General features: G+C 40.5%; 27 protein-coding genes. 13 read left to right on the forward strand and 14 right to left on the reverse strand.

Annotated features, from left to right (window positions below):
- The first annotated feature begins 94 nt into the window (after positions 1-94).
- Complete coding sequence (locus EV282_RS00440) at positions 95-574, forward strand: NUDIX hydrolase (RefSeq protein ID WP_130292811.1); 480 nt, start codon at positions 95-97, stop codon at positions 572-574.
- Between the two features lie 128 nt (positions 575-702).
- Here EV282_RS00440 and EV282_RS00445 read toward each other — a convergent pair whose 3' ends face one another.
- Entirely contained in the window at positions 703-1,050 is a 348-nt protein-coding gene (locus EV282_RS00445) for a VOC family protein (RefSeq protein ID WP_130292813.1), read from the reverse strand.
- A 259-nt stretch (positions 1,051-1,309) separates the two neighbouring features.
- Here EV282_RS00445 and EV282_RS00450 point away from each other — a divergent pair, with 259 nt between their 5' ends.
- From EV282_RS00450 to EV282_RS00470, 5 genes are all read left to right on the forward strand, one after another.
- Positions 1,310-1,657 (forward strand): flagellar basal body rod protein, encoded by a 348-nt coding sequence (locus EV282_RS00450; RefSeq protein WP_130292815.1) that lies wholly within the window; start codon positions 1,310-1,312, stop codon positions 1,655-1,657.
- 28 nt (positions 1,658-1,685) lie between these two features.
- The gene (locus tag EV282_RS00455; protein WP_130292817.1) at positions 1,686-2,330 is read left to right on the forward strand and encodes a PspA/IM30 family protein; all 645 of its coding nucleotides are present in this window, start codon (positions 1,686-1,688) and stop codon (positions 2,328-2,330) included.
- 91 nt (positions 2,331-2,421) lie between these two features.
- The gene (gene liaF / locus EV282_RS00460) at positions 2,422-3,153 is read left to right on the forward strand and encodes a cell wall-active antibiotics response protein LiaF (RefSeq protein ID WP_130292819.1); all 732 of its coding nucleotides are present in this window, start codon (positions 2,422-2,424) and stop codon (positions 3,151-3,153) included.
- On the forward strand, positions 3,150-4,190 hold the full coding sequence (locus tag EV282_RS00465) for a sensor histidine kinase (protein WP_130292821.1): 1,041 nt from the start codon (positions 3,150-3,152) through the stop codon (positions 4,188-4,190). Before liaF ends, EV282_RS00465 begins: the two co-directional genes overlap by 4 nt.
- A complete protein-coding gene (locus EV282_RS00470) occupies positions 4,187-4,816 on the forward strand; it encodes a response regulator (RefSeq protein WP_130292823.1) in 630 nt (209 codons plus the stop codon). Before EV282_RS00465 ends, EV282_RS00470 begins: the two co-directional genes overlap by 4 nt.
- Positions 4,817-4,824: 8 nt before the next feature.
- Here the strand turns inward: EV282_RS00470 and ade are convergent, their stop codons facing one another.
- The 6 genes from ade to EV282_RS00495 form a co-directional block, all read right to left on the reverse strand.
- Positions 4,825-6,561, reverse strand: a complete 1,737-nt coding sequence (gene ade / locus EV282_RS00475; RefSeq protein WP_130292824.1) for an adenine deaminase — start codon at positions 6,559-6,561, stop codon at positions 4,825-4,827.
- Between the two features lie 208 nt (positions 6,562-6,769).
- Positions 6,770-6,967 (reverse strand): YwbE family protein, encoded by a 198-nt coding sequence (locus EV282_RS00480; protein WP_130292825.1) that lies wholly within the window; start codon positions 6,965-6,967, stop codon positions 6,770-6,772.
- Positions 6,964-7,140, reverse strand: a complete 177-nt coding sequence (locus tag EV282_RS20050; protein WP_165389308.1) for a hypothetical protein — start codon at positions 7,138-7,140, stop codon at positions 6,964-6,966. The genes EV282_RS00480 and EV282_RS20050 overlap by 4 nt, the downstream gene beginning before the upstream one ends.
- Before the next feature lie 17 nt (positions 7,141-7,157).
- Positions 7,158-7,652 carry a hypothetical protein gene (locus EV282_RS00485; RefSeq protein ID WP_130292827.1) on the reverse strand — a complete coding sequence of 165 codons (495 nt, stop codon included), beginning with the start codon at positions 7,650-7,652 and terminating at the stop codon, positions 7,158-7,160.
- Positions 7,653-7,964: 312 nt separating this feature from the next.
- On the reverse strand, positions 7,965-9,359 hold the full coding sequence (locus tag EV282_RS00490; RefSeq protein WP_130292828.1) for a dipeptidase: 1,395 nt from the start codon (positions 9,357-9,359) through the stop codon (positions 7,965-7,967).
- A gap of 19 nt (positions 9,360-9,378) precedes the next feature.
- Positions 9,379-9,846, reverse strand: coding sequence for a hypothetical protein (locus EV282_RS00495; protein ID WP_130292830.1), 468 nt, complete (start codon positions 9,844-9,846; stop codon positions 9,379-9,381).
- Positions 9,847-9,962: 116 nt separating this feature from the next.
- On the opposite strand from EV282_RS00495, the gene proC reads away from it, so the two are divergent.
- Positions 9,963-10,772: a pyrroline-5-carboxylate reductase gene (gene proC, locus EV282_RS00500; RefSeq protein WP_130292831.1), complete on the forward strand. Its 810-nt coding sequence runs from the start codon at positions 9,963-9,965 to the stop codon at positions 10,770-10,772.
- A complete protein-coding gene (locus tag EV282_RS00505) occupies positions 10,772-11,887 on the forward strand; it encodes a DEAD/DEAH box helicase (protein ID WP_130292833.1) in 1,116 nt (371 codons plus the stop codon). Before proC ends, EV282_RS00505 begins: the two co-directional genes overlap by 1 nt.
- A 38-nt stretch (positions 11,888-11,925) precedes the next feature.
- Here EV282_RS00505 and EV282_RS00510 read toward each other — a convergent pair whose 3' ends face one another.
- Genes EV282_RS00510 through EV282_RS00520 form a run of 3 tightly spaced genes read right to left on the reverse strand, consistent with a single transcriptional unit; the run spans position 11,926 to position 13,348 of the window.
- Positions 11,926-12,222 (reverse strand): putative quinol monooxygenase, encoded by a 297-nt coding sequence (locus tag EV282_RS00510; protein ID WP_130292834.1) that lies wholly within the window; start codon positions 12,220-12,222, stop codon positions 11,926-11,928.
- A 12-nt stretch (positions 12,223-12,234) separates the two neighbouring features.
- Positions 12,235-12,870: a nitroreductase family protein gene (locus tag EV282_RS00515; RefSeq protein WP_130292836.1), complete on the reverse strand. Its 636-nt coding sequence runs from the start codon at positions 12,868-12,870 to the stop codon at positions 12,235-12,237.
- 46 nt (positions 12,871-12,916) lie between these two features.
- The gene (locus EV282_RS00520; RefSeq protein WP_130292837.1) at positions 12,917-13,348 is read right to left on the reverse strand and encodes a MarR family winged helix-turn-helix transcriptional regulator; all 432 of its coding nucleotides are present in this window, start codon (positions 13,346-13,348) and stop codon (positions 12,917-12,919) included.
- Between the two features lie 317 nt (positions 13,349-13,665).
- On the opposite strand from EV282_RS00520, the gene EV282_RS00525 reads away from it, so the two are divergent.
- The 3 genes from EV282_RS00525 to EV282_RS00535 all read left to right on the forward strand — a co-directional run bounded on the left by EV282_RS00525 (position 13,666) and on the right by EV282_RS00535 (position 16,294).
- The gene (locus EV282_RS00525) at positions 13,666-14,769 is read left to right on the forward strand and encodes a fatty acid desaturase family protein (RefSeq protein ID WP_130292838.1); all 1,104 of its coding nucleotides are present in this window, start codon (positions 13,666-13,668) and stop codon (positions 14,767-14,769) included.
- A gap of 69 nt (positions 14,770-14,838) precedes the next feature.
- Positions 14,839-15,636 carry an aminoglycoside adenylyltransferase domain-containing protein gene (locus tag EV282_RS00530; protein WP_165389309.1) on the forward strand — a complete coding sequence of 266 codons (798 nt, stop codon included), beginning with the start codon at positions 14,839-14,841 and terminating at the stop codon, positions 15,634-15,636.
- Positions 15,637-15,973: 337 nt separating this feature from the next.
- On the forward strand, positions 15,974-16,294 hold the full coding sequence (locus tag EV282_RS00535) for a hypothetical protein (protein ID WP_130292842.1): 321 nt from the start codon (positions 15,974-15,976) through the stop codon (positions 16,292-16,294).
- Between the two features lie 41 nt (positions 16,295-16,335).
- Here EV282_RS00535 and EV282_RS00540 read toward each other — a convergent pair whose 3' ends face one another.
- The 4 genes from EV282_RS00540 to EV282_RS00555 form a co-directional block, all read right to left on the reverse strand.
- A complete protein-coding gene (locus EV282_RS00540) occupies positions 16,336-18,000 on the reverse strand; it encodes a glycoside hydrolase family 13 protein (RefSeq protein WP_130292844.1) in 1,665 nt (554 codons plus the stop codon).
- 69 nt (positions 18,001-18,069) lie between these two features.
- Complete coding sequence (locus EV282_RS00545) at positions 18,070-18,873, reverse strand: endonuclease/exonuclease/phosphatase family protein (protein WP_130292846.1); 804 nt, start codon at positions 18,871-18,873, stop codon at positions 18,070-18,072.
- A gap of 3 nt (positions 18,874-18,876) precedes the next feature.
- Positions 18,877-20,541, reverse strand: a complete 1,665-nt coding sequence (locus EV282_RS00550; protein ID WP_130292847.1) for a PTS transporter subunit IIBC — start codon at positions 20,539-20,541, stop codon at positions 18,877-18,879.
- Positions 20,542-20,946: 405 nt separating this feature from the next.
- A complete protein-coding gene (locus tag EV282_RS00555; RefSeq protein ID WP_130292849.1) occupies positions 20,947-21,990 on the reverse strand; it encodes an aldo/keto reductase in 1,044 nt (347 codons plus the stop codon).
- 127 nt (positions 21,991-22,117) lie between these two features.
- On the opposite strand from EV282_RS00555, the gene EV282_RS20545 reads away from it, so the two are divergent.
- A complete protein-coding gene (locus EV282_RS20545; RefSeq protein WP_130292850.1) occupies positions 22,118-22,771 on the forward strand; it encodes a DUF2254 family protein in 654 nt (217 codons plus the stop codon).
- Positions 22,772-22,785: 14 nt separating this feature from the next.
- Positions 22,786-23,415, forward strand: coding sequence for a DUF2254 family protein (locus EV282_RS20550; RefSeq protein ID WP_278043748.1), 630 nt, complete (start codon positions 22,786-22,788; stop codon positions 23,413-23,415).
- Positions 23,416-23,466 lie beyond the last annotated feature (51 nt).

Here is a 23,466-nt window from a genome sequence, read left to right on the forward strand (position 1 = left end):
TTTTGATTCTCTTATTTTACCGATATTCGAAATGGCTTTCATGGAAAATGCTCTTAATGGTAGAATAAGGATACTTAAAAGGGGGATGGGAAAAATGGATGCAGTGTTTCATGTGGAACATCAAGTTTTTAACTACCGTGTAGCAGGGGTTTTGATTCAAGACGGACATGTTTTGATTCATCGTTCAAAGATAGAGACGCACTGGTCTTTGCCAGGAGGCAGAGTAAAGTTGGGTGAAGATGCGAGAACTAGCTTAAAGCGTGAGATGGTAGAGGAATTAGCATTAGATGTGGAAACTGTGAATCATCTCTGTACGATTGAAAACTTTTTTACATACAACGGGAAAAACATCCATGAAGTTGGACTTTACTTTGGGTTAAAGACACACGGTCATTTATCTCTATATAACGGGGAAGAATTTACGGTTGAAGAGGCAGAAAGACTTGTATTAAAGTGGGTACCTATAGGCGATCTTTTAGCATATAAATTATATCCTGAAGTAATAAAAAATAAATTAATGACGGGTTCTCTTGAGTCGGATTATGTTTTTGTAAATGATCTGCAGAATGTATAACAAGATAATAACTCGTGAATGGGCACATATTGGGAAAACAAAAAAGACCAGAGTTCCTTTGGTCTTTTTTGTATGCACTTATTCATTAAAGCCCCTGTAAGCTCAATGACATATGGAAATCCAAAATGTTATTTCTCCCATAGCTCGATCAGCCGACCTTCTGGATCTTCAATCCAAATAAACTTTCCAAATTCACTAACCTCTTTTTTCTTAGCAAGAGGTACACCAATATGTTCAAGATGGTTAATTGTTTCGTTTAAATCATGTACTTGAAAATTTAACATCACCTGTTGTTCAGTTGGAAAATAACTGTCATCCTCGGTAAAGAAAGAAAAGATAGTCTCATTTCCTAATTGGGGTGTTATCATAGTCCCATTCCAATTCTCCATGTCAATCTTCAACACATCACTGTACCATTTCTTTATAACTTCAAGATTCTTAGTTCTCCAAAATATTCCTCCAACACCTTTTATCATCGTACCTAACTCCTGTCTGTTTTCAAATTTTAGCTATCCGATTCCTTTAGATATTCGAGATGTAAATTTAAGTTCCTTTTTCAACCCGAGACCGCGTTTGTTAATGTGTCGGTTGTTTCTTTTTTATTGATTTTGGAGGGGGGACAGACCCGGGTCTGTCCCCCTATACGCCTCAGGTCTTATTGGAAAATACAGCCAAGGTCAGTTTTGAGAAATCTTGCAGCGAGGTAAGCTAAAGATACGAAAGGAGGCAGCCATTATGAAAAAATTAGGCTTGCTTGTTGTTGGAGGAATTGCTGCTATCGTATTGATGGCTAACTTAGGTCCGATGGTCGGACTCGCGATCGGTCTTGCTGTTATGTACTACGCTTATAAGAAATGTGTAGCTGCAGAAACGGGCAGAAAGAAATTTTGGTGGGGAGCACTTTCCGTTATTGGACTATGTGTATCTGTTGCAAACATCCCTGCGATTTTAGGAGCAGTTGCCATTTATGTACTGTATGTTGTGTACAAAAAATGGAACGAAAAAGAATCAATCGATGAGCACACAGAAAATGATCCATTCACTAACTTTGAAAAAGAATGGGCAAAACTTAAAAACAGCTAAAAAACAAACAAAAAGGAGCTAATAAAAAATGAACTTATTAGAAAGAATTAAAAACTCAATCACAGCTGATGTACACGAGCTTTTAGATCAAAAGGAAGAGAAGAATCCTCTTTCTCTCTTGAATCAATATTTAAGACAATGCGAGCAAGAAGTAAACAAGGCGCGTAAGCTTGTTGAGCGCCAGCAGCTTTTAAAAGATCAATTTGTACGTGAAATTCAAGAAGCAGAGGCAAAAGCAGCTAAGCGCAGTCATCAGGCAGAATTAGCTCAACAAGCGAATGAACAAGAGCTTTACCAGTTTGCTATAACTGAGAAAGAACAGCATGAAACACGTGCAAGCAAACTTAAGGAATCAGCAGCTCAAACGGAAAAAGATCTTTCAGAGCTTGAGCAGAAGTATGAACAAATGAAGCATAAGCTGAAGGATATGCAAATTAAACGTATGGAATTAATGGGTCGTGAGAATGTCGCTAGAGCTCACCGAAAGATGGACCGAGTCATTGAACCTTCAAGTGTGCTGAAGAAAACAGCTTTTAGATTTGATGAGCTTGAAAATTATATGGACCGACTTGAGCAGAAAGTAAACGCTGATTATTATGCGAGCTCCATGGAAGCAAAACTCGCAAAGTTAGAAAAAGATTGGAAAAAAGAAGAAACTCCTGCTAGTGTTTAATTCAGTATGTGATACGATTATGAAAGATAGAGGCGCATATTTCCTGCGCCTTTTTATGCCGTTTAGACAGACAGAAAGTGAGTGAGTGCAGATGCCGATTAAAAAGAAGAACGATGTTATCAGCTGGATGCTTTTAATTGCATGTGTCATGGTGCTTTTAGAAGCGACTATTAATGGCGAGGGTATTGTATTCACTATTCTAATCTGTGCTGGACTTATGTATTTTGGACGGAAAAGAATGCCCAAACGATCCGGTAAAATCATGTTTTGGGCTGGAGTAGTTATAGCCATCATTACGATCTTAAGCATGTATACGTTTAAATTAATCTTAGTCGCACTAGTCGTCTACATTATTGTTCAATTTTATCAATCCAAACAGAATCCGTTTGTTATCAAACCGCAAGTGAATGATGAAGTAACGTATTCATCTGAAGATCTTTACATGAAAGAATCTCTGTTGAAAAATATAGCGTTTGGTACACAGCAGACCCCATACCATGTCTATGAATGGAACGATATTAACATTCAATGCGGTGCCGGCGATACGATCATTGATTTGAGCGAAACACTTTTGCCTTCAGGGGAATCTGTTGTTTTTGTTCGAGGTCTTATTGGTAATATTACGATTTACGTTCCTTATGAGATTGAAGTAGCCGTAAAACATTCTGTCTTTGCAGGAAGTACGGTGATCTTTGACCATCAGGATTCCAAGATGTTTAATCAAGCGGTATCCTACCGAACTAAAGACTACAATGAATCTGATAAAAAAGTAAAAATCATGACAAGTTTATTTGCTGGGAGTCTGGAGGTGAAGCGGGTATGAGTACCGTTTTGCGCCACATGTTTTCTGGTATCTCATTAGCATTTGCTGTAACCATTCTTCTAGGATCTGTTGTATATACTCTTTTCCCAATAAACGATTGGACTTTTTTGCTGGAAGAGCATTTATTAGACTTTCCAATAGCATTTGTGGTTCCATTTCTTGTCTTTATCATGGGAGCATTTTTCGGACTAAATTCTGGCATTACTGCTCGAAAGCAATTAAATCTCATAGACCGTACGTTAAAGTCGATTGAAGACGGCCGTCAAGTCAATATGAAAGAAGTTTCGAACCTTGAGTTAAAAGCGATTACGAAACGTATGGAAGGGATTCAGCAGCAGTTAGGAGAAAAGATTCGCCAGTCACAAAAAATGGCAACAGAGAAGGCGGTCGATCAGGAAAAACGTATTCAGGAAATCATTTCTCAAGAAAGAAACCGTTTGGCTAGAGAGCTGCATGATTCTGTTTCCCAGCAGCTTTTCGCAGCAAGTATGATCATGTCCGCTGTAAATGAAGTAAGGACCGAATCAGAGACTCGTGAATCGAAGCAGTTAAAGCTCGTTGAAGAAACTATTCACCAGACACAGCTTGAGATGAGGGCACTTCTTTTGCATCTGCGTCCTGCTGCACTGAACGGAAAATCGCTCCAAAAAGGGATGGAAGAACTGCTGCAAGAGCTTCTGCAAAAAGTTCCGATCGAACTGAAATGGAAGATCGAAACCATTCCGCTTGATAAAGGTGTAGAGGATCACCTGTTTCGTATTTTACAAGAGTCTGTGTCTAATATTCTTAGGCATGCACAGGCAAATAAAGCGCAGATCTTGCTTGTGCAGCGCGATGATCTAATCATCCTGCGCATAGAGGATGACGGGATTGGTTTTAAGATGGAACAAGAAAAAACCGGTTCGTATGGACTGCAGAACATGCATGAACGAGCTGCTGAAATCGGCGGGTCGCTTAAGATTGTAAGTTTGCCAGGCGAAGGGACTCGTCTTGAAGTTAAAGTTCCAATTTTATCTGCGGGAGAGGAAAAAGCATGATAAACGTTTTGTTAGTGGATGATCACGAAATGGTGCGGATTGGGGTTTCCGCTTATCTTTCTGCACAGCCGGATATTGAAGTAACTGCTGAGGCTGAAAATGGGAAGATTGCCGTTGAAAAGGCATTAGAAATGAAGCCGGATATCATTTTGATGGATCTTGTGATGGACGAGATGGACGGAATCGAAGCTACCCGTTTGATTACACAATCGTGGCCAGAGGCGAAGATTATCGTGGTAACGAGCTTTTTAGATGATGAAAAAGTGTATCCTGCACTTGAAGCGGGTGCCTCGAGCTATATGCTAAAAACGTCGAAAGCAAGTGATATTGCGCAAGCCGTTCGGGACACCTATCACGGTAAGTCTGTCTTGGAACCAGAAGTAACTGGCAAGATGATGAGCAAGATGAGGCAAAAACAAACGCGCGAGCCGCATGAAGAGCTGACTGCGCGCGAGATGGAAATTTTATTGCTCATGACAAAGGGCAAAACCAACCAGGAGATCGCCGATGATCTGTTTATCGCTCTAAAGACGGTAAAAGTACACGTTAGTAATATTTTAAGCAAGCTGGATGTACAGGACCGTACTCAAGCTGTTATCTACGCGTTTAACCACTCGCTCGTATAGATAGAAACCTAATTGGCTTTTACAGAAATATGCTTAAACGTTTTAAAATCAAAAAGTCCCATGTCTGTAAGTTTAATTTCCGGTATGACGGGCAGTGTCAAAAAAGAAAGAGTTAAGAACGGATCAAAATCCCCTTTAAAGCCAAGTTCTTTCAAATTTTTCTTTAACCTGATGATTTCTTCGTTTACTTTTTCGAAAGGGCGGTCTGCCATTAATCCTGAGATAGGAAGCGGTACTGAAGCAAGTACCTCTCCGTCTTTAACGATGACATATCCGCCTTGCATCTCTTTAATGGCATCTATTGCACATAGCATATCGCGGTCATTCGTTCCTGCTACAACAAGATTGTGAGAATCATGGGCAACCGTTGAAGCGATCGCACCACTTTTTAATAAAAGTCCTTTTACTACACCGAGACCAATATTTCCTGTTTGATTGTGGCGTTCAATGACTGCCATCTTCAGCAAGTCCTCTTCAGTAGATGATATAAACTCTCCATTCTCAACTGTGGCACGAAGGATTTTCTTTTTTGTAACAAGGTGATTAGGAATAATCTCGATCACATGAATTTGGTCGCCTTCTTCAAGTTTAATAGACAGCTCTTCACTTTTTATCTCACGGATATTGACTGACTTCATCAGGGGTTCTGGAGGAGAGGGAGAAGCAGCAATTTGCCCAGTGAACGAGCCTTTGGAAGCTACTAAAACACCTTCTACAAAAACTTCTGAAATCGCAATTTCATTTATGTCATCGAGCAAAAGAAAATCCGCTTTGCATCCTGGTGATATAGCCCCTTTTTCATGCAGCCCATAACATTCAGCCGCGTTTAACGTTGCCATTTGAATAGCTTGAAGGGGAGAGATCCCTTCTGAAATCGCAAGTCTTACATTGTGGTCAACGCTTCCTTCAGCTACAAGATCATCAAGGTGTTTATCATCTGTGCAGAATAAAAAACGGCGGGCGTTTGCAGGTGTCACCACTTTAATAAGTGCTTTTAAATCTTTTGCTACAGATCCTTCACGAATTAAAACATACATTCCCCGGCGGATGCGATCGAGTGCTTCCTCTGCAGTCGTGCATTCATGATCCGTTGTGATGAGAGCAGATCTGTATACATTAATGCCGTTTGCGTCGATTCCAGCTGCGTGTCCGTCAATGATTGCATGATGTCTGTTCGTAGAAACTATCTTCTTAAGCATATCTTCATCACCGTTATAAACAGCGGGAAAATCCATTACTTCGGCCAGCCCTTTTACACGGGGATGTTCGTAAAAAGGTTCAAGATCACGAGCGGTAAGAACAGCACCAGCATTCTCAAAAGGTGTTGCAGGAACAGAGGAAGGAAGCATAACTCGAACATCTAACGGCAAACCTTCTGACTGCTCCAGCATGAATGTAATCCCATCTTTTCCTGATACGTTTCCGATCTCATGCGGATCTGTAATAACGGTAGTAACTCCATGGGCGAGAAGGACTTTACTGAACTCAGCAGGAGTTACCATCGATGATTCAATGTGAACATGGCCATCTATGAAAGCAGGACAAATATAGCGGCCGGTTGCATCAATCGTTTCCAGGCCTTCATATTCTCCAATGCCAGCAAAAAAGCCATCAACGATAGCGACATCTCCACTGATGATTTCAAGATTAAATACATCGATGATCTTGCCATTTTTGATAACGATGTCTGCTGGAACTCTTTTCGTGCTCACATCAATCCGTCGTTTTAGAGAATCTTGGTTCATGATTCTGTCTCCTTCAAAGGAATATACAAACTAGTATGCTAAAGTTAACCGGTTCTTATTTAATCCTGTTTCTTATTTATATAGAACCACATGGAAAACGGTCCCTCATTACAAAAAACGAATTCAATTTGGTTTGGTTACATATTGATTAAGTTTAAGACTCAATTATAAGGAAACAAAAAAGCTTGGGAGCTCCCAAGCTTTTTCATTATTCACTTAGTATGTCGATCACACGGCCAACCTGACCGTCTTCTAGTCTTACTTTAATGCCATGCGGGTGATTCGGCGAGTTCGTCAGGATATCTTTAACAATTCCTTTTGTTTTCTTCCCAGAACGCTGATCGGCTTTTAAGATAACATTAACCGGAAGTCCGGGGGTGATGTTAGAACGTTTGCGATGCATTATACACCGGTTCTCCGTGCTTGGTTGTTCGCTTTTTTCGTTTGCTGGTTCTTGAGCTGGTTTGCTACTTTAACAGGTCCTTTATGATGCGACCCGCCTGATTGCTGTGCTTTCTTTTCTGCAAGGCGCTGTTTTGCAATTTCTTGAAAACTTAACTTCTTTTTCTCCTCTGCCATTTTGACACCTCTATATTTTATTTTCTCTTTTTAAAGTCTGCTTCTTTCAAATAGCCTTCTGCTTCTGCGTACGTTTCAAATGCTGCTTCTAGTGCATCATCTTCATCAAAGATAAACCACATGCCATCCTCGCCAACAAGTCTGATTTTTTCATGACTGTGGCTAAACCAGTGTTCTTCCTTGCGTTCACCATCATCTGTGCGGTCTTTCTTCGGCTGCTGCCATCCGTGTTTTTTTGAAAGGAACTCCATAGATTCTTTAATAAGCGCGATTAGCTCATCGGCTTCATAATCCCGGATATTCACGTAGCCTTTTTCGTTCTTTACGCTTTGCGGAAGGTGTCCGCCATATACAAAGCCGTTGCCGTTCGGGTGAAGGTGATACACGACGATCTTCTTGTCCTGTACACTTTCCTCATAGTGAAAATTCAAACGGCCAAGTGACACCTCATGCATGTCCAGCTCTGGGAAATTCTCTTGAATTAAAGCAATTTTATCTTCAAATGAAAGCATTTTTTATACTCTCCGTTTCTTTTATTGTGATTGGTTGATTATATCATACCCAATAAGCAAAAAGAAAAGGTGCTTAACCTTTGAATGTGAGGTACTGCGTGAAACCGGAGTTGTTGTGCGTGGTACGAAGCTCATTCCGCGTGAAACGGCATATGTTTTGCGTGAAAGTAATGTAAGAACGCGTGAAACTCCCTGCTTTCTGCGTGAACGTGTAATAAATATAAGAACACGTACCGTGAAAACGTACGAAAGTAGAATGTACACTAAAAAAAGGCTAAACGTAACTAAGTTCAGCCTTTTTTATAACAACTCTTATAGAGCTGATGCTTCTTTCTTAATGGATTTCTCCAGCTCAAACCAATAGTCAGCAAGGGTCTCCATACCTTTATCGAAGTTTTCCAGATGGAAGTGTTCGTTTGGTGCATGGAAGTTCTCTGTTGAAAGACCGAAGCCCATCAAAACAACTGGAATGTTTAACATTTGGTCGAAGGTTGCAACGATTGGAATAGATCCGCCGCCGCGAGTGAAGGCTGTTGGTACACCGTACACTTTTTCATAAGAACGTGCTGCAGCTTGAATCGCTGGGTGGTCAAACGGTGTTACATAAGGCGCTCCTTTATCAAAAAGAGTAACCTTAACATCAATACCAACAGGCTTGTGTTTTTCAATGTGAGCCTTTACTTTTTCAATGATCTCGTCTGGCTCTTGGTTTGGTACGAGGCGGCAGCTGATTTTGGCATGAGCCTCTGCAGGGATGACCGTCTTGATGCCTTCGCCCTGGAAGCCTCCCCAGATTCCGTTAAGCTCTAACGTAGGACGAGCCCATGTGCGTTCGATGTGAGAATAGCCTTCCTCACCAGTGAGCTCTGTTACGCCAAGCTGCTTTTTCAATGCTTCTTCCGTAAGCGGAAGAGCACGGAACGCTTCTCTTTCTTCCTCTGTTAGCTCTTGAACATTATCATAAAAACCATCCACTAAAATACGTCCGTTTTCGTCACGGAAAGATTGCAAAAGTTCGGTAATCGCATGCAATGGATTCTGAACAGCTCCGCCATAAAGACCAGAGTGAAGATCGCTGTTCGGTCCAGTTACGTCAACTTGCATCGCACACATGCCGCGCAGACCGTAGCAGATCGCTGGCTTTCCGCGATCGAGCATGCCTGTATCAGAAATCACGATCACATCGGCTGCTAAAAGTTCTTTGTTGTTTTCGATAAACTTCGGAAGGCTCGGACTGCCGATTTCTTCTTCTCCTTCGATACAAAACTTAAAGTTAAGAGGAAGAGTTCCTTCTGTTTCTAAAATAGCCTGCAAAACTTTTAAATGCATGAACGTTTGGCCTTTATCGTCAGATGCACCGCGTGCATAAAGTTTATTGTCGCGGATCGTAGCTTCATAAGGAGGCGTCTCCCAAAGCTCAAGTGGATCAACAGGCTGAACATCATAATGTCCATAAACGAGCACAGTCGGTTTTCCTTCTGCTTTCAGCCAGTCCGCATAAACAACAGGGTGTCCGTCTGTCTCGTGAATCTTTACGTTATCCATACCGATCTTAGATAGCTCGTCTGCGATCCACTCCGCACCTTTTCGAACGTCTTCCTTATGTTCAGGCAGTGCGCTAACACTTGGTACAGCAAGCCAGTCCGTCAGCTCTTTTAAATGGGTATCACGGTTTTCTTTTAAATAGCTCGTAATCTTTTCAGTCATTTAGAGTCCTCCTTATGTATTACGCTTTAGTTCCTAGTTTAATAGAGTTCAGCTCGGAAATGAAATATTCTTTATCCTCTTTTTTTGCGATGTTTTCTGCCGATTTTGATGCAAGTGAATAGTATTCCTCCATCTTCACTTCTTCTCCTTTGACCATATACGCCCGGGCGACTGCTTCATAGGCGAATGATAGATCGAAATCTTTAATCTCATTTTGAAGACAGAGTTCCAGAGATTGCTGACCGTGAAGCAATGCTGATTCACCCATTTTTAATAGGGAATAGACCCTAGAAATCTGCCATTCGCCACGTGCATAGTTCAACGGGGTTCCAGCAGCACCCCAATGAAAGCGGGAAGCGTGTGCTGTATGGATCATCTCGAGGTCTTCCTCATTCGTACGATCCTTCTTTTCAATGAGATCCCACGTTTTATTAAAATTCTCCACTGCTTGTTTGCGATGCCATTCTTCTTTTGTAAACTTGTCCATCCATTTCACACACCTTATGTATTTGTGGTTTACTAAAGGTAAAGCTAACGGTAAAGATATTCTGTAAAAATGAGCGTAACCCTTTTAAAAGTTTTAATAGAAAGAGTGGAGACACATTGAATAAAAAAATTGGATTTATCGGATTTGGCAAAATGGCACAGGCGATGGCAGGCGGGATGATTCATTCTGAATTAGTCAGAGCGGATCAGATTATGGCAAGCATGCGTACAGAGAAATCCAGAACGCTTGCAGCTGAACAGTTCGGAATAGAAGTTTCAGCAGTTAACCGTGATATAGCGGTATCCGCAGACGTCTTATTCCTGGCAGTTGCTCCTTATACGTATTTTGAAGTGATAGAAGAAATAAAAGAAGACATCAATCCTGAAGCTATTATCATTACCGTTGCAGCGGGTATTACGACGTCAGATGTAGAGAATGCGTTCGGTAAAAAGGTAAAAGTGGTGCGTACGATGCCGAATACACCTTCCCTTGTAGGAGCGGGTATGACTGCTGTTTCGGTGAACAGTGAAATTACAGATGAAGATCTGGAAACAGTCGAAAAATTATTAAGCAGTTTCGGAAAAGTAGAGATTGTTGCAGAAGAACAAATGGATACGATCCCAGCGATCAGCGGTTCTTCGCCAGCTTATGTATACATGATGATTGAAGCGATGGCAGATGGCGGCGTAAGGCAAGGGCTCACGCGTGATCAGTCGTATCGTTTAGCGGCTCAAGCTGTCTTAGGTGCAGCACAGATGGTCCTAGAGACAGGAAAGCACCCTGGTGAGTTAAAAGATCAAGTAACATCACCAGGCGGGGCAACAATAGCTGCGGTTTCAACGTTGGAGCAGGAACGATTCCGCGGTGCCATAATAGCTGCAATGGACAGCTGCACAGCAAAAGTTAAAGAGTTGGGGAAAAAATAATGAGATTTAAAGAATTAGGCATATCAGATGCTCTTGTAGATGTTTTATTACAGAACGGAATAGGGGAACCGACACCGATTCAAAAAGAGACGATCCCCATTATTTTAGATGGAAAAGATGTGGTAGGACAGGCACAGACAGGAACGGGAAAAACTCTTGCTTTTGTGCTGCCGATCCTTCAAAAAATAGATAGTGAGAATCCTTACATTCAAGGTTTGATTGTAGCTCCGACAAGAGAGCTAGCCATTCAGATTACAGCGGAAGTTAGAAAGCTGACAGAGCCGCTGAATGAAATTAACGTTCTTGCCGTTTACGGGGGACAGGATGTTATCGCACAGATGCATAAACTGGAAGGGAAAGTGCATCTAGTAGTAGGGACGCCTGGCAGACTGCTTGATCATATTCGCCGTGAAACGATCGATTTGTCTGAAGTCTCAACCTTTGTGCTTGATGAAGCCGACCAGATGCTGCATATCGGTTTCTTAACAGAAATTGAGGACATCATGGAACAAGTACCAGAATCCCGCCAGACCTTGCTTTTTTCAGCAACAATGCCTGATGAAGTAAAGAGGCTGGCTCAGACTTACACGAAAAATCCTCGGGACATTCATATTAAAACGAAACAGGTTACCCTGAAGGAAATCCGGCAGCGTGTGGTTGAAACGACGGACCGAGGCAAGCAGAACGATCTCGTTCAAACCATTCGTTTATTGCGTCCTTACCTCGCTATTATTTTTTGCCGGACAAAGCGAAGAGTAAGCAAGTTAAATGAGGCTCTGCAGAACATGGGGTATAACGCTGATGAACTGCATGGTGACCTTTCCCAAGCGAAAAGAGAAGACGTCATGAAACGTTTCCGCGAAGGAGAGATTCAGTTTCTTGTGGCAACTGACGTAGCAGCCCGCGGTTTGGACGTAGAAGGTGTTACACATGTTTTCAACTATGATATCGCACTTGATACAGAGAGCTACATTCATAGAATCGGAAGAACGGGCCGTGCTGGAGGGAAAGGCTTAGCGGTTACGTTTGTGGCACAAAAGGATCGCAGGCTGCTTCAGATAATCGAAAGGGAAACCGATCAGCGTTTAAAGAAATTAAAACTTGAATTTATGTAGCAAAAAAGGAAGCCAAGTGAAATGGCTTCCTTTATTACTTATTGAACAACTTCTTGTCCCGTAAAGATTTTCACATTAGGTGGAGCATCCATAAAGCGTTGTGCTTTTTGGCCAAACTGAATGAAATGGTCACTTGTATTGTGGTTTTGAACGGCTTCTTGATTTTCCCAAACTTCCACCATCATGTATGTGGACTCTGTTTCAGTATCTTTCATGAGATCATATTGAATGTTTCCATTTTCTTTTCGAGATGCTTCAATCAGTGTTTTTACCTCTTGAATGAAATCTTCTTCTTTCTCTTTTAAGACTGATAATGCAGCATGAATAATAATCATGTTTTCCCCTCCTTATCTCCACTCTGTTGTATCTTCAACGGATAGACGAACGGATTGATATCCTTTGTCTGCGGCTTTACCGATAGAGATCAGCATAACAGGGAAGTATCTTTCTTTATCTAATTCAAACGCTTCAGCGATCTTGTCTTTTTCATAGCCGCCGATTGGGTTTGTATCATATCCATGTGCACGTGCCACTAGCATTAGCTGCATAGAAACAAGTCCAGCATCAATCAGATTCATGTCTTTAAATTGCTCTCGTGTCATTTGTTCCAACAGACCTCTGATCGCAGGTACTTGCTGCTCTCTTACTTCTTGAGGCATGTGTCCTTCTTCAACAGCTTTATCATAGATTGTTCCGAGGTAATCTAAGCTATTATTATCGGCAAAAACAGCAATAATGGCAGCGGATGATTCAACTTGCCTCTGATTAAATTTAGCAAGAGGCTTTAATGCTTCTTTTCCTTCTGGCGTATCAATTACTACAAAACGCCAAGGCTGCAAGTTAACAGATGAAGGTGCAAGAGATGCTTCTGTTAAAATTTCCTTCAACTCTTCTCTTGAGATTTTTACAGATGGGTCGTAATTGCGAATTGAACGGCGTCCGGTAATAATTTCATGAAAATCATTTATTTTTGTTTGTTCCATGTAAACATTCTCCTTTATGACTAGTCATTGTTGTTAGTAGTTTGTTTTATTTATAAATCTCGATATTGTGTTGAATACGAGTTAACATTTCGAGAAGAAGCTTCCTTTCCTCTTTAGAGAAATCTTGCAATACACCTGAGATGAATCTTTCTTTTTCTTCTCGGTATTGAACGATTTTCGTTCGTCCTTCTTCTGTTAATGAAACGTAAGTAAAGCGCTGATCTTTAGGATCTTTTCTGCGAGTCACAGCACCTTTTTCTTCAAGCTGCTTTAAATGGCGAGTTACTGCCGCGTGGTCAATGTTGACTTTTCTTTGCAGCTCTCGTTGGCTGATCTCATGTACTTCATATAATTCATGAAGAATTTCAAGCCGGGATTGACTGATTCCTGTACAGCTCTCAAATTTCGGTGCCGTTCGACGGTGAATCTCATATAATCGTTGTATTATTTTATCTTCTTCTCTATATGAGTGAGACAAGCGACTCCCCCTCTCGTTATATAATTGATGGGTCAATTATTGATACGTCAACTAATATACAAAATGTAATAATATATTGTCAATAAATGAAACTTATTATAAAAGTGAATATTTTTAACGATACTAAACAAGATTAATCTTATATAAAAAAATTAACAAATAAATAATAGAGATTGAGGTTAGCAACAAATAAAATATGGGTATATAATACCAACTGTTATTACCAGGTATTAAAAACGGTTGCTTCATAAAACAAACCTTGTTACCATAATAAAGTACAAGAATTCAAAAGAGTCAGATTTAGAGGAGTTGAGCAAATGAAAGATCTACAATCGTTTGGCTGGTATGCAGCAAAAATCGCTCCCAAGCTGCCGAAAGAGGCTTTTAAACCGGTACCATCACGGTTATGGGGAGGACTTGTCTACTTATTGATCGCAATCGCCGGTATTTTGGTTATCGGTTTATTAAATAATCTGCATCCTTGGTTAGGAATCGGAATTGCTGTAATTCTAGGTACTAGTTTCGCAGGGATGGGCTTTTTAGGACATGAGATCTTGCACGGAACAGTCATTCGCAAGCCTTGGCTGCGTGACTTTTTAGGAGCGGTGGCATTCTGGCCGTTAAGTGTTGGACCAAAGCTTTGGCGTAAATGGCATAACACAACACATCATGTTCATACACAAGAGGACGGCGAAGACCCAGATGCGTGGCCGACATTAGAAAATCTGTCACATAAGCCTTTCTTACAAAAAGTGTACAAGCTTCCAATGTGGATGCGCTCCATTGTAAGTTTTGCTTTTCTATCCATTTCATTTACAACGCATGGACTCTTCATGTTCAAGCGCTTTATTAAGGAATTTAAGCCTAGCAAACGTCCGTCTGTATGGCTACAGCTATTACTGCCTTGGGCAACTTGGCTCGGACTATTGGTATGGCTTGGTCCTGTTAAATGGTTCTTTGCTGTATTGCTTCCGCTATTGATCGCGAATGCGATTGTAATGAGCTATATTTCAACAAACCATCGTCTGAATCCAATGACTGATGTGAACGATCCGCTCGCAAACAGCTTAACGGTCACTGTACCAAAATGGGTGGACGTGCTTCATTTTAACTTCTCTTACCATACGGAACATCATTTGTTTCCGGGTATGAGTCCAAAATATTATCCGCTCGTTAAAAAGCATATTAAAGAAATGTGGCCTGAACGCTATCACGAGATGCCGCATTGGAAAGCATTAGTGACGTTATGGAAAACGCCGCGAGTGTACTTCAATCAGCATCAATTCGTAGATCCGGCACCAGGCAACGTATATCCTTCGCTTGGACATGGTCTGAATCCTGACCGTATATCCTATCAAAAAGGAGAATCATCAGAACGAGAGATGAATTCTCCAAAAGGAACACCTAAAAGCATCCATTAATTTGGGTGCTTTTTCTTTTTCCAATTAACTGTAAAACTCATTTATAATGAAGTACAGGGGGGAAAGATGTTGAAAAATTTACGGGGAGATATTAAAGATTTTTTAGAATTCTACAAGGAACTCTTATTAGAAGTTCTGCCTGCTGAACGAGTTCATGGCATTTATTTGTACGGTTCTTTGGCATTGGATGCATTCGATCCCGATACGAGTGATATTGATTTTGTTACAGTGATTAACGGGCGGATTGGAAAGAAAACAGAGGAATCATTGAAGCTTGTCCATTTAAGAAGCAATTCACATCCTCTTGGTGTTAGGATGGATGGCTGCTATGTCACGGTTGATCAAGCAGGAAAGGTATATCGCGAAATAGAGGAATATCCGTTCTTTGCTGACGGGAAACTTCATAAAGGACATTATGATTTAAACTACATAACGTGGTGGACACTTCAGAACAAAGGTGTCGTTGTATACGGTGAACCCATTTCTTCACTTAATTTAGATATGAAGTGGGAAGATGTTCAAAAGACATTGAACTATAATGTAAATACATATTGGAATGAAAAATTAGAACGTGACATGTGTTTCTTTTATGATGACTGGATCGAGTTTGGTATCATTACGCTATGCAGAATATATTTGTCGCTGGAATATCGAAAAATCTTCAGCAAGAAAGAAGCGGTTGCTAAAGCAAGGGCGTTATTGCCTGCAAGGTATCATCCGATTTTGCTGGAGGGGCTTAGAATAAAAACAAATCCAGAGTCCGAGTCTTACTATCACTCAAAAGAAGTCCGGAAAGAGGATATGAAACGGTTTGTTGAGTATGTCATTATATATTGCAATGAAACCTATCAGCTTCAAAGAGCGTAATAACTGTTTGGGTAATGAATGTCCTGAAAGTGGTTGATTTCCGCTCCAGGATGCTCGCTTTCCGGGGGGCGTGCGGTGAGCCTCCTCTGCGCTTTGCTCCGTTAGGAGTCTCACCTGTCCCGCTACCTTGAAGTATCCTTGCTCCTGCGTCTACAAGTAATTGCTAAAGATGTAAGCTTCCTCGTCGCATGCCTAGCGAGAAGCTTCTCATGTGGTAGACACGCACCTTGCGCTCCAATCAACTAGTCAAAGAAGCCTTTTTAACAAAAACTCATAAGCAACAATCTGTTAGAAATAAGCTTAACTAGAAATATAGAGTAAGATTGAGGGGATCTAATTGAAGAAGGAAATGCATTGTGAGAGCTGTTTGATGCCGATTAAGACAAGGGATGATTTGATTACGGTTTGGGCATTTTTTAAAGTGCGGCCGTATCATAGAGCCTGTTATGCAAATTCCCTTAAAGGGGCTGCAACCTTATTTGTGTCTAATCAGCCGATAAACGGTTTTTCGGGAAACTTCACAGCATTTGTGGCGTTTATATTAGCGTGGATTCCGTTGTTTACGGATGTTACTTGGGGATTAACGGTTGTTTGTGTATTAATTGTACTCATGCGTTTATATTCGTTTATTCGTTTTGAAAAGCAGCTGCCATTGTAAAAAAGCGTGCTCTCCCTTTTTGGAAAGCACGCTTTTTTATATTAAGGCTTCACTCGGTAGACACGAGCTTCATAAGGCTTTAATGAAATGCTAGTCATATCGCCATGTGCTGCGACTTCTTCGTTTGATAGAAGGAGGTTTTCAGCGTTTAACGAAAGCTCTGTCTCAAACACTGCTTCCTTTTTAGAAAGATTCGTGATGACAACTACTTGCTCTTCACCTAATGTGCGTGTGTAGGCGTAGATCTGCTTGTCGTCTTCAAGCAATAAATCATACGTTCCATATGTGAAAATCTCGTTCTCTTTCTTTAAAGAAATCATCTTTTTGTAGAAGTTCAAGATCGACTTCTCTTCTTGTTCCTGTTTTTCTACGTTAATCTCTGTATAGTTAGGATTCACTTTCATCCAAGGTGTTCCGTTTGTAAATCCAGCGTTCAATGTGCTGTTCCACTGCATAGGTGTACGGCTGTTATCACGTGAAGATGCCCAGATTACAGCCATGATGTCTTCGTGTGAAACGCCTTCTTCCCGCTTAATGCGGTACATGTTTTTAACCGCTACATCATCATAGTCTTCGATGGAATCAAACTGAACGTTCGTCATTCCGATCTCCTGACCTTGATAGATAAACGGCGTTCCTTGCATAAGGAAGTACATCGCACCCATGCTTGTTGCACTTTGATACCAATATTCTTCGTCGTTGCCCCAAGTGGAAACGACACGAGGCTTATCATGGTTCTCAATGAACAGAGCGTTCCAGCCTTCTTTTTCAAGACCTTTCTGCCAGCGAGTCAGGACTTTCTTTAACTCTACAATATCAAGGTCAGGATTCGTTTCAGCATCCCAAAGGCCAAGGTGTTCGAATTGGAAGATCATATCCATCTTCCCTTGTTCTTTGCCAACCCAAAGGTCTGCTTCGTTGATTTTAACCCCGTTTGCTTCACCAACCGTCATGACATCGTAATTCGCATATGTGCGGTCTTTGAACTCTTGAAGGAAAGTATGGATACCTTTTTGGTTCATATGCATGTCGAATGAAGATACGTACTTTTCGTTTTTCGGATTCGGCATGTCCGGGAAGCCTTCACGTTTTTTAATATGGCTGATCGCATCGATACGGAAGCCGTCGATACCTTTATCAAGCCACCAGTTTACTGTATCGTAAAGAGCTTCACGCACTTCAGGGTTTTCCCAGTTCACGTCAGGCTGTTTTGTTGAGAAAACATGAAGGTAATATTGGTCTGTTTTTTCGTCAAATTCCCAAGCAGAACCTGAGAAAATACTTTCCCAGTTGTTTGGCTCTTTACCGTCTTTGCCGTCTCTCCAGATGTACCAGTCACGTTTCGGATTGTCCTTTGATGAGCGGGACTCGATGAACCATTGATGTTCATCGCTTGTATGGTTAAGAACGAGATCGATGATTAACTTCATATCACGCTTATGCACTTCATTTAAAAGGGCATCGAAGTCTTCCATCGTCCCGAAGTCTTCCATAATGTCCTGATAGTCAGATATATCGTATCCATTATCATCATTCGGAGACTTGTACATCGGACAGATCCAAATGACATCAATCCCTAAATCTTTAATGTAATCCAAGCGCTGGATGATCCCTTTTAAATCACCGATTCCATCTCCGTTTGAATCTTGGAAGCTGCGAGGGTAAATTTGATAGCCAACGGCTTCTTTCCACCAAACTTTTTCCATAATGTTACCTCCATCATCTCTTAACAACAGGGCAGGGGATACCGTAAAAAAACGACTCCCCATAGTCTGTTAGTTTTCTAATTCTAAAGTTACGGATACACCAGCGTGATCAGAGACCACCGGCGTTTCTTTTCCATTAAATCGAACATAAGAACTTTTTACGTTGAGCGGTTTGCTGCATAAGATGTAATCGATTCTTCGTCCGTCGTCTTTACCGTTTTGATTCCAGCCAGCGATTGCGCCTTTGATGGTTATTCCATCATCTTTTTCTTTAGCTAATTCATACGTATCGTAAAAGCCGTTTGATTTTACATAATCAAATCCTTCGTCTCTCACGTTAGCATCATTGTTTAAATCGCCCATTAAAAAGGATAGTTCGCTTTCGGGCACATGCTTAAAGAATGCATCAATCTGTTCTTTAAATGGTGCTATTTCATCGTCCCACCAGCCAAAGTGGCCTGAGAAGAAGTTTAGTTCTTTTCCATGATAAGAAACCACTGCTGAAATGATTTTTCTTGTTTTCCAGTTGTTCATGTCCTGAAGCTCTGTAACAAAAAAACTTTCGTTTGACTTAATCGGATGACGGCTTAAAATGGCCAGACCTTCTTCATACGTTTCAAAACCATAGTGAGCCATGTCCCAAACGAAATCATAATCATTAACGCCAAGTTCCTGTAACAGCTGAATTAACACCAATGCATAATTGTTTTGTTTTATGTTGCCATTCACAACAGGAGCGTCGATCGACTGCATGACCTCTTGAAGTGCGATGACATCATAACGCTCGCTCGCGATATCGCGAGCAAGCATCTTTAACTTTTCCATCTGGTTCTCTTCTTGCCAGCCATGGACATTTAACGTTAGAAGTTTCATTGATTACATCCCCAAACGATCTTGAATATCAGATTTCAATACGTCCGCTTTTGGTCCGTAAATCGCTTGAACACCTTTATCTTTAATAATGAGACCAAGTGCGCCGTTATCTTTCCATTCTTTTTCCGTCGCAACACCAACAGTGTCTTTTACCGTTACACGAAGGCGAGTCATACACGCATCAACGTCTTCAATGTTATCAGCTCCGCCTAACAGCCCGATGATTGCAGATGCTTGAGAGTTATCTGATCCTGCTGCTGCATCATTTTTAGCCGGTGAAGCAGATTCACCTTCCGTTGTTTCGATATAGTTTCCTGCACGGCCTGGTGTCGGCAGGTTGAACTTCTTGATCAGCACATAGAAGATCGAGAAGTTTAGTCCAAAGAATACGATACAAGTCAGTGCAAAGTTGATTAAGTCTCGTGTTAATCCTGCTTTTACAAGCAATGGTGTACGCGTTAGTAATTCGATAAAACCAAATGCGTGAACACGTACATGGATAAGGTCTGCTACTGCGAATGCAAGACCTGTTGTGATCGCGTACACGACATAAAGCAATGGTGCTGCAAACATGAACATGAATTCGATCGGCTCTGTAACACCTGTTAAAAATACAGCAAGTGCTGCAGATAAGAACATTGACTTGTACTTCTTGCGCTTGTCTTTATCAACGTTCATGTACAACGCAAGTGCGATCGCTACTAGAGAAGCTGTTGAAAGTACAACTTGCCCCATTTTAAAGCGGGCAGGTACAACATCGTTTAATAGTGCTTGATACGCTTTTGTATCTCCAGCTTGCAAGAAATTGTTCAGATCATTGATCCAAGCAAGCCATAGCGGATCTTGTCCGGCTACAGAAGAACCTGCACCAGAACCAGTCATGATTTGGTATGTTCCGCCAAGTTCTGTATAGTTGATCGGCACCGTTAACATGTGGTGAAGACCGAACGGCAATAATAGACGCTCTAACGTACCGAACACGAATGGTGCGATAACTGGAGCCGTGTTACGAGATGTTGCGATCCATTTACCAAAGTCATTTAAAAGACCTTGGATAAACGGCCAAACTAATGCAAGGATCAGTGCCGTAATAACAGACCATAAAATAACGGCAAACGGCACAAAACGCTTTCCGTTAAAGAATGCTAAAGCATTTGGAAGCTTGTTATAGTTGTAGTATTTATTAAATAGAACGGCACCTAGGAAACCGGATATGATACCGATAAAAACACCCATGTTAAGAGCAGGAGCTCCTAGAACAGATGTGAAGTAATCGCCAACGATCAGTTCACTGCCAAAAAGGGATTTTACTTTTGCCCCTTCTTCAAGCATCATTGCACTGTTTACACCAAAGATAGCACCAGTAATACGGTTGATGAGGATAAAAGCGATGACAGCTGCAAATGCACCGCCAGCACGTTCTTTAGCCCACGAACCACCTATGGCTACGGCAAATAAAATGTGAAGGTTCGTGATAATTGCCCATCCGATGTCTTCCATAACTCGGGCAATCGTTTGCACCAAAGTGATGTCGCCACCTGACATAGCAATAACCTTACCTAGTGATATCATTAAACCGGCAGCTGGCATAACGGCTACTACTACGAGAAGAGCCTTACCAAGCTTTTGCCAGAAATCAAACGAAATTAGTTTTCCACGTTGTTTCAAAACGATTTCCTCCTTTAAGTATATATCTTTCGCTGCGTTTTTGAAATCGCATTCATTAGATTGCTAAAATTATTTATAAATCGCTTACAAATTTGTATATGCAAGTAGGTGCAATCGTTTGCATAAATGGATTGTAAGATAAAACGGTTACATTTACAAGCGATAAATTTGAAAAAGGAGATAAAAAGTTTTTCCAGTGGAGGATTATAGGTGTATTTAGGAGGAGAAATGGTTTTGAGGTACTGTTTTGAGCGAAGAATAAGGATTCTGAGCGAAGATCCACATAGTTTGAGCGTAGCGGAGGTATCTAGAGCGAAAAGGGGAGCAAATTGAGCGTAGATGAGTTTTTTTGAGCGAACGTGTAATAAATATCAGAACACGTACCGTAAAATTGCAAGAGCAGACTCATTGTTTTGAGCCTGCTCTCTCTATATATGAATGAATATTTGATTTTACCGTTTCTATCCTCCGCATCCCGATCATCGCAGACAATATCTCAGGAGTGTTCAGAACAAAACGAATAAGCTGATCTGCATTTTGATCTTGATTCCCTCGCAGCCTCCCGCAATCAAGCGGTGCGCTAGTGGTCACATACACGTCGAGTTCTTCCGCTGCTTGAAATAAAGTGCGCCACTTGCCTTGAACTTGTTGATTTTGATCAGTACATGCCTTCTGGTTATAAAAGTTGAATGGAGTTTGGATAAATCGGAAATGGTGAGATGAACCAGCCACTTTCTGTGCGGTATGCATCACTTTTTCAAGTGAAATGTAGCCAGGTGCAACAGGGTCTTCAGTAAATGCGGTCCAGACGGCCATCCCATAGAAACGAATCGTGCCACGCTCGACTTGATCTTCATAAAATTTGAATAACCTTTCTAATTCCATATAAAACTTTTCATCTTCCAAAACGTGCTTGGAGATTTCAGGGTTATGTATATAGTGGATGTCAATCGTTTCGAGATTTAAATGATTCAAGCTTTGCTCAATGGCAAATTCATAATAGGAAGGCTTTAACACATGTTTATGATTATCGATAATATGAAGGTCTTTTTCTTGAAGTATTCCAGTGGCAATTAGTTTTTCTTTTAAGTAGTTTTCAGGGCGTAGCTGCAGATCGATATCTCCTGGAATGATTCCGGCTTTCGTCGAAATAACAATTTCTTCTCTTCTAATCTTTTTTTCATTCTTAATTAGTTTGGAGAGAACCGCTCCAATATCTCTTTCAGAACGCATTCCCCGGTAATTTAATGCTGTATCGATAAAATTGATGCCATTACTTAAAGCAAATTCTATTGATTCTTGATATAAGGTTGAATCAGCTTTGTTCATATCGCCTAAATGAGTGCCCATTGCCATGCGAGATACATGAAACCAAGGTGTGCTGCGAGAATTAGAAGAAAAAGAATTTAAATAGTGAAGTGTTTCTATTTTATTAGCATGTCCTCTCATATTTTCACCCTTTCACTTCATGATTAATTCAATTATAATACCTTTTTTGCTTTTTAATCCATTTTGTTACATTAATAACATTTTGGGGAAAATGGAGAATACCAAATAATAAGCAGGGAGTAAAGGTATGATTTTAAAATTACTATTGAAGATCAGACATAATATATGGATTATTCCCAGTATTTATAGCGTAATTTCAATCATTTTAGCACTCATCGTTATTTATATAGATTCAACTATTGATGTTAAAAGAGATTCTCTCATAATGAACCTCCTTTTTACGGAAGTTGATCTAGCTCGAACGATATTAGTTTCAATAGCTCCTTCTTTATTAACGATGACTACTTTTACTTTCTCTATCATAATGGTGGTCTTAACGACGTATTCTTCTCAATACTCACCACGGACACTACCGACTTTTATGACAGATCGTATTACGATGAGAATTCTCGCTTTTTTTATGGGAAGTTTTATTTACTCCGTTATCACTTTGTTATTTATGAAAAGGTCGATATCTGAACCTTATGTAGTGTCTGCTACAATTTGTATTTTACTTGCTATCGTCTGTCTTGCATTCTTTGCCTTTTTTATCCATCATGTAGGTACTTTTATACAGGTTAGTAAACTCGTAGAACGTTTAACGAACGAAGGACTAGAAGTGCTTGATGATCTAAGCAAGATGGAAAAGCAAAAGCGTATGCGTATTGAAGATTTACATTTTCTAATTCACATTACGATGGTGTCGTTATTACATCAAAAACATATGGATATCTTGAATTAATTGATCATGAAGGGTTGACCGAATGTGCTAAAGAAAAACAATTAAAAATAGATATCCTTTGCCAGACAGGGGACTTTTTAACGCATGACCAACCGGTAATGATGGTGTTTTCTGATAAAATAGCGATTAATGATAAGTTAAAAGATTATCTCGTATCGTATTTGACATTCGGAAGAGATAGAAGTGTTTTTCAGGATATTGGGTTTAGTACTCAAAAGTTGGTTGAAATTGCATTGCGTGCAATATCTCCGGGAATTAACGATCCCAACACGGCTAACCAGTGTATATTAAACATTGGACGTGTACTTGCTAAGGCTGGAGAAAAAAAGGATGGTTACATCGTTTTTTTTGATACAGAAAATGAACCAAGAGTAACGGTACCTAAACACACCTTCAAAGATGTGATCTACCATACTTTTTATCAGATACGTCATTATGGTAAAGAAGACATTTCCGTAAATTTAAGTATTTATCAAGCACTGTTGATTGCTGTAAAGCATGCAAGTCCAGAGAATCACAAAGTGATTTGGGATTTTGAGAAATATATAGATCAAGGTATACACAAAGAAGTTATGCAGCAACTTGATCTAGAACAACTAGCTTTAAAAAAACGAGAACTTGCGGAACTGACAGGTAATGCTTAAAAAATTAGGAACAATCAACCTCGTTGAAAAACGAGGTTTTTTTGTGTGTAT

Origin of the sequence: Fictibacillus sp. BK138 (assembly GCF_004216955.1) — a bacterium.
In the GTDB taxonomy this organism is placed as follows: Bacteria; Bacillota; Bacilli; order Bacillales; family Fictibacillaceae; genus Fictibacillus.

What these genes read in the sequence shown, in the direction of transcription:
- EV282_RS00510 (WP_130292834.1), bottom strand. Translation starts at nt 12,222, where the DNA reads ATGATTATTATTCATGCTGCATTATCAGTCTTAAAAGAGAAAGAAGAA.
- EV282_RS20545 (WP_130292850.1), top strand. Translation starts at nt 22,118, where the DNA reads ATGATTTTAAAATTACTATTGAAGATCAGACATAATATATGGATTATT.
- EV282_RS00525 (WP_130292838.1), top strand. Translation starts at nt 13,666, where the DNA reads ATGAAAGATCTACAATCGTTTGGCTGGTATGCAGCAAAAATCGCTCCC.
- EV282_RS00485 (WP_130292827.1), bottom strand. Translation starts at nt 7,652, where the DNA reads ATGCTTTCATTTGAAGATAAAATTGCTTTAATTCAAGAGAATTTCCCA.
- EV282_RS00545 (WP_130292846.1), bottom strand. Translation starts at nt 18,873, where the DNA reads ATGAAACTTCTAACGTTAAATGTCCATGGCTGGCAAGAAGAGAACCAG.
- EV282_RS00450 (WP_130292815.1), top strand. Translation starts at nt 1,310, where the DNA reads ATGAAAAAATTAGGCTTGCTTGTTGTTGGAGGAATTGCTGCTATCGTA.
- EV282_RS00495 (WP_130292830.1), bottom strand. Translation starts at nt 9,846, where the DNA reads ATGGACAAGTTTACAAAAGAAGAATGGCATCGCAAACAAGCAGTGGAG.
- EV282_RS00465 (WP_130292821.1), top strand. Translation starts at nt 3,150, where the DNA reads ATGAGTACCGTTTTGCGCCACATGTTTTCTGGTATCTCATTAGCATTT.
- EV282_RS00555 (WP_130292849.1), bottom strand. Translation starts at nt 21,990, where the DNA reads ATGAGAGGACATGCTAATAAAATAGAAACACTTCACTATTTAAATTCT.
- EV282_RS00455 (WP_130292817.1), top strand. Translation starts at nt 1,686, where the DNA reads ATGAACTTATTAGAAAGAATTAAAAACTCAATCACAGCTGATGTACAC.
- liaF (WP_130292819.1), top strand. Translation starts at nt 2,422, where the DNA reads ATGCCGATTAAAAAGAAGAACGATGTTATCAGCTGGATGCTTTTAATT.
- EV282_RS00470 (WP_130292823.1), top strand. Translation starts at nt 4,187, where the DNA reads ATGATAAACGTTTTGTTAGTGGATGATCACGAAATGGTGCGGATTGGG.
- EV282_RS20050 (WP_165389308.1), bottom strand. Translation starts at nt 7,140, where the DNA reads ATGGCAGAGGAGAAAAAGAAGTTAAGTTTTCAAGAAATTGCAAAACAG.
- ade (WP_130292824.1), bottom strand. Translation starts at nt 6,561, where the DNA reads ATGAACCAAGATTCTCTAAAACGACGGATTGATGTGAGCACGAAAAGA.
- EV282_RS00505 (WP_130292833.1), top strand. Translation starts at nt 10,772, where the DNA reads ATGAGATTTAAAGAATTAGGCATATCAGATGCTCTTGTAGATGTTTTA.
- EV282_RS00540 (WP_130292844.1), bottom strand. Translation starts at nt 18,000, where the DNA reads ATGGAAAAAGTTTGGTGGAAAGAAGCCGTTGGCTATCAAATTTACCCT.
- EV282_RS00515 (WP_130292836.1), bottom strand. Translation starts at nt 12,870, where the DNA reads ATGGAACAAACAAAAATAAATGATTTTCATGAAATTATTACCGGACGC.
- EV282_RS00440 (WP_130292811.1), top strand. Translation starts at nt 95, where the DNA reads ATGGATGCAGTGTTTCATGTGGAACATCAAGTTTTTAACTACCGTGTA.
- EV282_RS00445 (WP_130292813.1), bottom strand. Translation starts at nt 1,050, where the DNA reads ATGATAAAAGGTGTTGGAGGAATATTTTGGAGAACTAAGAATCTTGAA.
- EV282_RS00490 (WP_130292828.1), bottom strand. Translation starts at nt 9,359, where the DNA reads ATGACTGAAAAGATTACGAGCTATTTAAAAGAAAACCGTGATACCCAT.